Here is a 3,006-nt window from a genome sequence, read left to right on the forward strand (position 1 = left end):
CAATGAGCATAAATACTTAGTGGAAAAATAGGCTTTTCGAGGGTAATTCTTGTTTTAATTCTCCATGTACGCAGTCTTTAAAAGCCTCTATTTCGTTCCAAGACACGATTAAGAGTGGCTTTTAGGCTAAGTATAATTACTCATCGCGTAAGTGAGATGCTCCCAAATAGTTGGGATTACGACAACGACTAAAAAAACCTTCCGTGATTAATCCTTTTCTATATTTAAGGGTAAAATACTTTTGGGCATCGCTACCGTAATGGAGAAATACCCCGATAATATTGATCGCTATGGCTGCGGATATTAGAGGGGCGGCAGCCGTCACCTTCTCGCTAATAATAATAAAAGGGGCGGCCCAATATAAACCGAGAATGATAAAAGTAAATATTCCCATAGTCACCGATATTTCTTTTTCCCACTGTTGATCGGGATATAATCTATCTTTAATCAACCACATAATACCGTAAGTTCCGTGTAGAGCAAGGTATATCCAAGCGAGGGACGTAAAATTATTATAAAAAGCCATTAAGCCCAGTATAATTAGAAAGGTTAGGAACTTATGGCAATTAATCGCGTGTTTTATCTTCATTTCAAAGTTCAATTAATTCTAACTAAAGGTAAACAATAATTACTGAAGTTTAAATCTAACCTTAACAATTAAGAGATGTTTGACATCCTTTAAGAGTAGGCCGAAAGGGATTAATCACTTCGGATTGACCCGATATTCCCTCGAACCGTCAGGATAAACTATAATCTGGTTAATCCTAAAAAAGTGATCGTTTATTGCTACGACGAATAAAGACCAGAGGATCACCCCCAAACCGAAAAGCCAGACAGTTTTCCTGTTGATCGGTATGGTGACTTCATCGGGTAACTTAGGAATCTTCAAAGCTCGATCGCCCCCCTCCATAGATGATAATGGTTGACGGTCTGGTAGGCCGATTGCCCAACCCGTTCTATCCCGTCTTCATTATATCGGTTCTTTCGGGATCGGAAACCGTCTGTAGAACTCGATGTATAATGGCAGTAGATAAGGTTGAAGGGGGAAAGGCGGCCATGAAAGGTTTTCACTATTCTCCAGAGTGTCCGATCCTTAGAACAGACTCGGCTGGAAGGGATAGTTTTCCAGCGATTCTACCGACGCAAGGGTACGGTTCGGCTATTATCCGAAGGGCAACCGAGAACGATATCCGCCCGCTCTACAAATTCTACAAAATCGTCGCTCGCTCGAACCCCGGCAATTTAACCCAAGAAGAAGGGGAAATTACGCTTGACTATGTGGGCTGGGTGTTAAAGGAAGGATTAAAGTACGGGCTGGTTCTAGTTATCGAAGAGGGGGGAGAAATTGTCGGTTACTTGAAAGCTTTCACTTCACGATTTAAGTGTCTGGCTCACGTCCTCACTAATGCGACCATGATAGTTCATCCCGAGTGGCAGGGGAAAGGATACGGCGGTCAACTGATCGATGCTTATCTGAGAGAGATTGAAGCTAATATGCCCCATATCCTCCGATTTGAACTTTTGCCCCATCGGAGTAATACAAGGGCGATCGAGTTTTACAAAAAGCATGGTTTCAGATGGGAAAGTATGGCTTTCCAAAAGATTAGAAAACCGCAAGGAAATTTCGACTCCGAAGTTACACTGGTCTGGTTCAACCCGAATTTTACCGAGGAGGGGTTGAAAAGATACCATGCTTTGTTAAGCCGTCCTATCTTTTGTACCTAATCCTGTTTTAAAGCTGTGCTGAAAGCCTTTTTTCAAGACTAATTGAGAGGCTTTTACCCTGCCATAGACGGGAGCATCCCAAATATTTAAGCGAGCGATAAAGCTTTTGTAGATATGATTCTGGTTCCAATCACAGAATTTAGATGACTGTTTAAAGTCTCTGACCTTCCCGAAAGCTATGGCATATAGAATTTTAGCCCTAAGTATAATTGCTTGTCATGAAAGTGGGATGCTCTTCTTCGTTACCGACAAAAAGATTATCTTGAGTTACTTTTGCAAGATAGCTAATCTTTCCAAAACAGGAGAGCGATCGGCCTGAAAAAGTGCTTCGCTCCTGCTTGCCCGATGATTGGTTCGGCAAGGCCGAAAAATAGAAACAGGGAAGTGACCCAACACCACACCGAAGCCCATTCAAGCGGTAGCAGAATCCGGAGCGGGATTAGAGTTCCTGGTCCGATAGCGGACAGAACGCTCGCCACCCAAATCGGACGCAGGAACAAAAAAGTGGCGAGAGTGGGAATCGCAACGTAGAGAAGCGCATTGCCAATATCGATCGCTGGTATGCCGTAGGACGCGAGGTAGTCAGCCCAAATCTGGTGGTGATTGGGGCCGACAATCGTACACATACGGGGATTGATAGAGAAGGCCACGAGTATTAGGACAATACGCACTGTAACGAACAGTGCCGCTATTCCTATGATGGGAGTCGTCCAACGCTTGAAACGATCTCCCCTAGCGTCAGAGCCATAGATGGCCAGAACCGTGAAGGTGAGTGGGAGAAAGCTTACCAACACCCGCACTAAAAGAGAAAGAGCGACGTTGATGTCGTTACAAGTGGAACTGTCCGTCCCCATATTAAGCCAAAGGAATATTTGACAGAGTTCCTGCCAGGCGATCGGTGCGGCGGCTAGGGCATAGTAGCGATCACGTTTTTGATTGCGGAAACAAAGGACTGCTATTGCCGTGACATCGAGGATACTGAAAACCGTCGAGACTTCCGCGCTCCAACACATTCTTGAGTCTCCTCTGAATCAGGGTTGCAATTAATTACAATTTCAAATAGACCGTAGATTATTCCTGACATTTCACCGTTCGCTTATTTCTCGAACCGAACACTGATACATTGTTTCAAATACCTGAACTTCCCCCGTATAAACATACTAGCTATGGCTAAAAGTCTTACAGAGCCTGAGTTAAAGCAATATAATACTAATGGACTACTGGACACAAAATCCTGAAGTCCTTACGCAGATAGGGTTTGAGGCAAAATTTTTCAAATTT

General features: G+C 43.7%; 2 protein-coding genes and 1 pseudogene. 1 reads left to right on the forward strand and 2 read right to left on the reverse strand.

Features of this window, described 5'->3' with window-relative positions:
* Positions 1-160: 160 nt before the first annotated feature.
* Positions 161-589: pseudogene (locus tag O9334_RS10785) on the reverse strand (DUF1295 domain-containing protein); the annotation flags it as partial.
* Between the two features lie 431 nt (positions 590-1,020).
* Here O9334_RS10785 and O9334_RS10790 point away from each other — a divergent pair.
* Complete coding sequence (locus O9334_RS10790) at positions 1,021-1,725, forward strand: GNAT family N-acetyltransferase (protein ID WP_288000267.1); 705 nt, start codon at positions 1,021-1,023, stop codon at positions 1,723-1,725.
* 284 nt (positions 1,726-2,009) lie between these two features.
* Here the strand turns inward: O9334_RS10790 and O9334_RS10795 are convergent, their stop codons facing one another.
* Entirely contained in the window at positions 2,010-2,738 is a 729-nt protein-coding gene (locus O9334_RS10795) for a hypothetical protein (RefSeq protein WP_288000268.1), read from the reverse strand.
* Positions 2,739-3,006: the final 268 nt, after the last annotated feature.

The organism is Microcystis sp. LE19-8.1F, assembly GCF_027531715.1.
Classification (GTDB): domain Bacteria; phylum Cyanobacteriota; class Cyanobacteriia; order Cyanobacteriales; family Microcystaceae; genus Microcystis; species Microcystis wesenbergii_A.